This window comes from Pseudomonas sp. (genome assembly GCF_028293835.1).
GTDB lineage: Bacteria > Pseudomonadota > Gammaproteobacteria > Pseudomonadales > Pseudomonadaceae > Aquipseudomonas.
The window spans coordinates 1-7,178 of sequence record NZ_JAQGNX010000092.1; the positions used below are offsets into that span (position 1 = coordinate 1).

Here is a 7,178-nt window from a genome sequence, read left to right on the forward strand (position 1 = left end):
CACGCACGAAGGCTTGCGCAAAACCTATTATCTATCCCACATCAGCCCTGCCGCCCAAGGCGGCAAGGTTTACGATTTCGACAATATGCGAGTTATGTTGCGAGGCTAAAGCTACGCTGAGTCGGAGAAATCCGGTTCATGAAAGGAACACGCCGACGACATGGCGGATCGTTTGATTTGTAAGCTGTTTTAGAAACGCCCGGTTGGTTTCGTTAATCGAGAGCAACTCGGGCGTTTTTTTGTCTGGAATAACGTCTCGCCAATAAGTTGGCTCCACAGTGGCAATCACCTCACTGTCTTCGGCGCTTTACCCGCTTTCATCTGCTCCAGCAATGGCGCGCATTGGTTGGGTTCGCCGCCACTCGGTGCGACCAAGGCCAACAACCCTGCTGCCGGGCCCATTACGGCGCCGAGCAGGATCATTCCCGCGCCGCGCAGTATCAAGGGGCCGGACTGCACGCCTGCGTCGGGTTTGCCGAATGTGCCGCGTACGTATAGCGGTGAGCGCAGCGAGAACACGCGGAAGCCTTTGGACTCAGGACTGATCTTCAGATCCAACTGCTCGCTGGCAAAATTCGCGGTGCCGTTGATGTAGATGATCGCGTTTTCGGTGTCGAAGACGAACAGTTTGGTGGTTGCCAGGCCGTTTTTGACGTCGAAATCGGCGGCGGCGCAGTTGATCTTCACTTCCTGGTCACCAAACATTCTACCCACCACGTAATTGCCGACGTTCAACCCGGCGATCTCCATGAGACCTCGACTGATGGCGCCGTCGTTGACTAACATTTTCAACTCGCCGTTAGACGTGCCCAGCAGCGCCGAAACCGAATTACCCTTGCCGCTGATGTCCGCGTCGCCGTTCAATTCGCCAAAGCTGGTTTTCATGGGTTCAAATGTTGGGAACAATTGCTTGAGTTTGAAACCCCGCGCGCTGAGTTTGGCGTGGCCTTGCAACGGCGTATTGCGGCCGTCCAGGCGGATATCGGCGTCCAGCTTGCCGCCCGCGACACCAAAGCGCAGCGGTTGCAAGTTAAGTTGGCCGTCGTCGAGCACGACGTGGGTGTAGAGGTCGGTGAACGGTAAGCTCGCGCTCTGGACGATTTTCTTGCCGGTGAACTCGACGTCAGCGTCCATCACCCGCCAGCGGTCGGTGTGAAACTCCTCGACCGGCAGCACTTTGCCCGTGGGTTGCTTGCTTTCGCCGCCACGCTTTTTCTGCGCCGCGTTGGAGTCGGCACCAATCAATGGCGCCAAGTCCGCGAACAACAGCTGCTCAGACACCAGCGCCCCCGTCAGCTTGGGTCGCGGCTGGCTGGCGACGTAACCCAGATCGCCATGGATATCGCTGTTGCCGATTTTGCCGTTGAAGCCTTCATAACGGAACGATGCCCCTGCGGCGTCATGCAATTTGGCGATCAGATGACCGTCGGTGGCATACGCCGGTGAGTCCGGCAAATTCACACCGGTCAATGGATACAGATTGCCCAGGCTGCTGCCTGACAGCTTCAAGCGCAAATCCAGCGCGCCAAGATTTTGTGGGTCGGTCAGGGTGCCGGCTAACGCGATCCGGGTGTCAGCGATCTGCACGTCAGCCTGCACCGGGAACGGTTGCGCGGCGTCCTTAAGCGCCAGTAAGCCGCCCACTTTGCCGGTGCCGTTAAGTTTCTGCTCGTGGTATTGGCCTTTGACGGTCAAGCCGAACGCATAGTCCTGGGGTGCCGTGCCTTTGTCTTGAGCTTTCTTCGCTTCGCTGCTGCCAACGATATCGCTGAACGGAATCGGCTTGCCCAACGGGTCAATCACCAGGTCCAGTTGCGTCTTTAAGGTCTGGTCGTTGAGGCTGACAAGGCCTTTGTCAAACTTGATAGCGCCGATATCTAGCACCCATTTCGAAGGCTCGGCGTTAGGGTCGGCCTTGGGTAGGTCGAACGTCCAGTTGGCTCGGCCATCAGCGAGACGCTCCAGTTTCGCGTCGGGGGCGGTCAGGTCAATCCGTGGAATCACCACCTGATGCAGCAGCAGTGGCAACGGCGCCAGCCGAAATTCCACACGTTTGAGGGTGACCATTTGCGGGTTTTTCGACCAGCCGGGGTTGCCCAGGGTCAGGTCTTGCGCAACAAAATGGGGCCACGGCACCCAGGCGCGCCAGCCGCCCTGATCCGGCTCGCGCTGCCACAGCACCGCAAGATCGCCGTTAATCGCGAAGGGCCGATGCAGTGCGTCAGAGACTTTTTCGTTAAGGGTCGGCTTGATGCGATTCCAATCGAAGGTGACGATCACGATGGCTAGAACGGCCAGGACCACTACGATGATGATTCCGGTCCAGCTAAAAATTTTACGACGACGCGTCATGCATGACTCTCCTGACTATTCATCTTCTTGCCTGCAGCCGCCTTTGCCTAAGCTAACCGGTGCATAAAGAAGCTTTGTCCTTCGACTGGAAAAAGCGCCGCAGGTTTGATCACCCGAAAAAATAAGCTGAATGCGGATAATGGCGCCTGCAAAAACATTAATGTGCCGGTTTCCGTTTTGGGTTTGCTTCGCGCAAATACAGCACATTTGTTAAAGTGCCGCGCAGTCTCTATTCAGATATCCGCCCATGCTGCCCCGTGCCGAACAGAAACAACAGACCCGCCATGCCTTGCTCGACGCCGCGCACAGCTTGATGGCGAGTGGCCGGGGGTTTGGCAGCCTAAGCTTGCGTGAAGTGGCGAAAACGGCGGGCATCGTACCGACCGGGTTCTATCGCCATTTCGATGACATGGACCAATTGGGCCTGGCATTGGTCTTCGAGGTTGGCCAAACCTTTCGCAAAACCATTCGCCTGGTGCGTCACAACAAGTCGGTGGTGGGCGGCATCATCGAGGAATCGGTAAAAATCTTCCTCGAAGGAGTGTCGGCCAATCGCTCACAGTTTCTGTTTCTGGCTCGCGAACAATATGGCGGCTCGCTACAAGTACGCCAGGCCTTGGGGGAGTTACGCGGCGGTATCAGTGCCGACCTTGCTGCCGACTTGGCATTGATGCCCAAGCTCAAACACTTGGACGCTGACGATCTGTCGGTAATGGCCGACCTGGTGGTGAAGAGCGTCTTCGCGATGCTCCCGGAATTGATCGACCCTCCCGCCGACACCCTCGCCGATCACCTTACGCCTCGGGCCAAAATCACCCAGCAGTTGCGCTTTATCTTCATCGGCGCTAACCACTGGCAAGGGCTTGGCAGCACCGAGTGATCACTAGTGGTGCACCAAAGCCCCTGACGCACCCAATTGGCGCGCCCTTTTACAGCGCGTTTAACCGGCGACGCCATCTGTAGGCGCCTTCCTATATTGGCAAGCCCCTTGCTCTGGCTATTGCATCGCAAATTAGCTGGAAACCTTCTGATGCTGGTGATCCACCAAAGAATTGATTCGCAAGCCGAATGGACAGCCGAGTTGCACCTGAATTTCGAGGCACGCAGCAAGAGCCGCTTGCGTTGCATCAGTGCCGACGGTGAGGACGTTGGGCTGTTCCTTGAGCGCGGCCAACCGCCCTTGCGCGATGGCGAGTACCTGCAAGCGCAAGACGGTCGCATCGTGAAGGTCTGTGCCCGACCTGAACTACTGATGCATGTCACTTGTAGCAACGCTCACGAGCTAACCCGCGCGGCGTATCACTTGGGCAATCGTCACGTTGCATTGCAAGTGGGCGATGGCTGGCTGCGTTTACTCGATGACTACGTGCTTAAAGCCATGCTTGACCAACTGGGCGCCACCACTGAGTCCATTGAAGCGCCGTTTCAACCAGAGCATGGCGCGTACGGCGGCGGTCATCATCACTCCCGCGCCGGTGAAGAAGATTTCAATTACCCACCGCGCCTGCACCAATTTGGCGTGCGCACGTGAACAGTGCGTGGGCGCTGCTGCGCCTGGCCAGTCCGCAATTACCCATTGGCGGTTATAGCTATTCCCAAGGTCTGGAGATGGCGGTCGAAAACGCACTGGTCAACGACACGCGCAGTGCCGGCCGCTGGATTAGCGACCAACTGTTGCTGAACCTCGCCCGTTTCGAAGCGCCTTTACTGCTTGCTCATTGCACCGCAGCGGCGCAAGACGATTGGGCACAATTGCTGCAATTGAGCCAGGAACACCGCGCCAGTCGAGAAACCCGGGAGCTGTTTCAGGAAAGCCGGCAGATGGGCTATTCCCTGAATCAGTTACTCAGCGGCCTACCGGAACTGGATGCGCCTGCACGAGGCTTTTTTGAGCAACTGCCAGAACCGCACTTCGCGTTGGGCTGGGCCTTGGCGGCCCGTGCATGGGGAATCAGCCCACAAGACGCGTTGGCCGCCTGGCTATGGAGCTGGCTGGAAAACCAACTCGCCGTATTGATGAAAACCCTGCCGTTGGGCCAACAGGCTGCGCAACGCCTGACCAGTGAGCTGCTGCCTTTATTGCAACAGGCACAGCAGCGGGCGACGGATATTGACCCCCTGCATTACGGCAGTGCCGCGTTTGGCTTGTCACTGGCGAGCATGGCCCATGAACGTCAATACAGCCGACTGTTTAGGTCCTGATATTTTTTACAGCCTCTGCTCAACGATGGGTCGAGAGCCATTAACCGCTCATTGGAGAACGTTATGAACAGCCAACCTCTGCGTATCGGCATCGGTGGACCGGTCGGGTCGGGCAAAACAGCCCTGACGTTGGCGCTGTGTCTGGCCCTGCGCGAGCGCTACAACCTGGCCGTGGTCACCAACGATATCTACACCCGCGAAGACGCTGACTTTCTGGTGCGCAACGAAGCGTTGGCGCCGGAGCGGATCATCGGCGTCGAAACCGGCGGCTGCCCACACACGGCGATTCGTGAAGACGCCTCGATCAACCTCGAAGCGGTGGACCAGTTAAACCGTCGCTTCCCAGGGCTTGACGTGATCATCGTCGAATCCGGCGGCGACAATTTGTCAGCAACCTTTAGCCCGGAGCTGTCAGACCTGACGATTTATGTGATCGACGTTTCTGCTGGCGACAAGCTGCCGCGCAAAGGTGGGCCGGGGATTTGCAAGTCCGACCTGCTGGTGATCAACAAGGTCGACCTGGCGCCGTTGGTGGGCGCTTCGCTGGAGATGATGGACCGCGACACGAAGAAAATGCGTGGCGAAAAGCCGTTCGTGTTTAGCAACCAAAAAACCGGGCTGGGCCTGGAACAGATCATCGCCTTCATTGAACGCCAAGGCCTGCTGACCGAAGCGGCTTGATTTTACTTTTCAGGGAAACTGTCCATGAAGTACAAAAATGTCGTCTACACCCTCGCACTGCTGTTGACCCCCGCATTGGCGTTCGCACACCCAGGCCATGATGAAAATGGATTGATGGCGGGAATCAGCCACCCGCTCAGCGGCATTGATCACTTGCTGGCAATGGTGGCGGTTGGCTTGTGGGCGGCGCAGCAAAAGGGATCTGCGCGCTGGGCGTTGCCGTGCACCTTCGTCGGCATGCTGTTGATCGGTGGGGTATTGGGCTTTGCTGGCTTGAATGTTCCAGCGTTGGAAAGCGGGATTGCTGCGTCGGTGCTGGCATTGGGCTTGGCTGTGGCATTGGCGGTGCGACCTCCGTTGGCAGTGGCCGTGGGCGCGACAGCGTTGTTCGGGCTGTTTCACGGTGTGGCGCACGGCCTTGAATTGCCGGAAATGACCAGCCCGTGGGCCTATGCGGCGGGATTCGTAGCCGCGACTGCGGCGCTGCATGCCGCCGGCTACGCCGTGGTGCGCTTCCTGCCGCAATCGGCTTCGCCGCTGGTGCGTATCGCCGGGGCCGCCTCGGCCGCGACGGGCGTTTGGTTGATGGCGGGCTGATCTTTATCGCCTGAACTGGCCTCTCGCCAACAAGTTGGCTCCTACGAAGAATTGCGTTTTTTCTGTAAGCGCAACTTGTTGGCGAGCGGTTTCCGCATTGCGTTACCATGTCGCGCAAACGCCCTTGCCGTGACGCCAGCCGATGCCCGATGTTTCCAGCTCCGCCTCTCAGTCTGAATTGACCGCCTTATTCGCCGCCGTGCAGCTGCATTTCCAGCAGGTGATCATCCCGCTGTGGCTTGGCCCTGGCTGGAATTCGCACCTGGCGCTGCCTTATGAGGCTGTAGACGCCGATCATCAACCGTTGCCGCCTCAGCGTTATCGCGCCATGGCCTGTGCGCGTCAGCTGTATCTGTTTTCCAGCCTGATCGACCACCCTGCTGTCCCCCAGGGCAAAAACCGCGCGGCGGCGCTGTTCCGGTCTTTGCAGCAGCATTTCCATGACGCCGAGCACGGCGGCTGGTTTTACAGCATTGATCCCCAGGGCAAACCGCTGGATCAGCGTAAAGACCTGTACACACACGCCTTCATTATTTTTGCCTGCGCCCACTATTGGGCCAAAGTACGCGAGCCGTTGGTGGAGTCTGTGCTGAATGCCGCGCTCAACGTGGTTGCCGAACGTTTTTCCGATGGCGCCGGGTTGTACGAAGCGAACCTTGATCAGGACTGGTCATCCCTGGGTAGCGGTCCGTTGCAAAACCCGTTGATGCACTTGGCCGAGGCTTTTCTGGCCACGCTGTCGGTCCGCGAAGACCCCGCCACGAAAACGGCACTGTTGGCATTAGCCACCGCCATGCAGCAACGCTTCGTTGACCCTGCGCAGGGTGTGATGCTGGAAAAACCATTGGGCGCTGTGGATAACTGGTTCGAGCCAGGCCACCAGTTTGAATGGTTCTTCCTGCTGGCATCTTCACCGTTGTTGCAGGGCAGTCCACTGCACAAGTCATTGACCCGGGCGTTCGATTACACCGAGCAACAAGGTGTTGATCCGCTGACAGGTGCGGTCAAAGCGATGCTGGAAGTGGGCGGCAGTGTGCGCGACGGCAGTCAGCGCATTTGGGCGCAAGCGGAATATCTTCGGGCCTTGGTGCTGCGGCCTGATAGCGAGACGACGATGGGTCGGCAATTGGACGCGTTGCAACAACTCTTTCTGCACCCGACCGGCTGGAATGAGTGTTTGAATGCCAACGGCGTTATTAGCCGCAGCGATATGCCGTCGACCACCCCTTATCATTTGGCGACGTGTTACAGCGGGTTGGTTGAGTATTTCGCCCGCTGAATCCTTCGCGAAGGAATTCGCTTTTCGCTGATGCCCAATTCACCGGTAGGAGCTGCCGAAGGCTGCG

7 protein-coding genes are annotated in these 7,178 nt (G+C 58.1%); 6 read left to right on the forward strand and 1 reads right to left on the reverse strand.

Annotated elements, in window-relative coordinates:
• Positions 1-285: 285 nt before the first annotated feature.
• Positions 286-2,352, reverse strand: coding sequence for an AsmA family protein (locus JWR17_RS12465; RefSeq protein ID WP_299831865.1), 2,067 nt, complete (start codon positions 2,350-2,352; stop codon positions 286-288).
• Positions 2,353-2,599: 247 nt separating this feature from the next.
• Here JWR17_RS12465 and JWR17_RS12470 point away from each other — a divergent pair, with 247 nt between their 5' ends.
• The 6 genes from JWR17_RS12470 (at position 2,600) to JWR17_RS12495 (ending at position 7,111) form a co-directional block, all read left to right on the forward strand.
• Complete coding sequence (locus JWR17_RS12470) at positions 2,600-3,232, forward strand: TetR family transcriptional regulator (protein ID WP_299831867.1); 633 nt, start codon at positions 2,600-2,602, stop codon at positions 3,230-3,232.
• Between the two features lie 150 nt (positions 3,233-3,382).
• A complete protein-coding gene (gene ureE, locus JWR17_RS12475) occupies positions 3,383-3,883 on the forward strand; it encodes an urease accessory protein UreE (protein ID WP_299831869.1) in 501 nt (166 codons plus the stop codon).
• Positions 3,880-4,554 (forward strand): urease accessory protein UreF, encoded by a 675-nt coding sequence (locus JWR17_RS12480; RefSeq protein ID WP_299831871.1) that lies wholly within the window; start codon positions 3,880-3,882, stop codon positions 4,552-4,554. Before ureE ends, JWR17_RS12480 begins: the two co-directional genes overlap by 4 nt.
• A gap of 63 nt (positions 4,555-4,617) precedes the next feature.
• Positions 4,618-5,235, forward strand: coding sequence for an urease accessory protein UreG (gene ureG / locus JWR17_RS12485; RefSeq protein WP_297836065.1), 618 nt, complete (start codon positions 4,618-4,620; stop codon positions 5,233-5,235).
• A 24-nt stretch (positions 5,236-5,259) separates the two neighbouring features.
• The gene (locus JWR17_RS12490) at positions 5,260-5,832 is read left to right on the forward strand and encodes a HupE/UreJ family protein (RefSeq protein ID WP_299831873.1); all 573 of its coding nucleotides are present in this window, start codon (positions 5,260-5,262) and stop codon (positions 5,830-5,832) included.
• Positions 5,833-5,974: 142 nt separating this feature from the next.
• Positions 5,975-7,111, forward strand: a complete 1,137-nt coding sequence (locus tag JWR17_RS12495) for an AGE family epimerase/isomerase (RefSeq protein ID WP_299831876.1) — start codon at positions 5,975-5,977, stop codon at positions 7,109-7,111.
• Positions 7,112-7,178: the final 67 nt, after the last annotated feature.

Excerpts from the sequence above, each read along its gene's own strand:
- JWR17_RS12465 (WP_299831865.1), bottom strand. The coding sequence starts at position 2,352 with ATGACGCGTCGTCGTAAAATTTTTAGCTGGACCGGAATCATCATCGTA.
- JWR17_RS12470 (WP_299831867.1), top strand. The coding sequence starts at position 2,600 with ATGCTGCCCCGTGCCGAACAGAAACAACAGACCCGCCATGCCTTGCTC.
- ureE (WP_299831869.1), top strand. The coding sequence starts at position 3,383 with ATGCTGGTGATCCACCAAAGAATTGATTCGCAAGCCGAATGGACAGCC.
- ureG (WP_297836065.1), top strand. The coding sequence starts at position 4,618 with ATGAACAGCCAACCTCTGCGTATCGGCATCGGTGGACCGGTCGGGTCG.
- JWR17_RS12490 (WP_299831873.1), top strand. The coding sequence starts at position 5,260 with ATGAAGTACAAAAATGTCGTCTACACCCTCGCACTGCTGTTGACCCCC.
- JWR17_RS12495 (WP_299831876.1), top strand. The coding sequence starts at position 5,975 with ATGCCCGATGTTTCCAGCTCCGCCTCTCAGTCTGAATTGACCGCCTTA.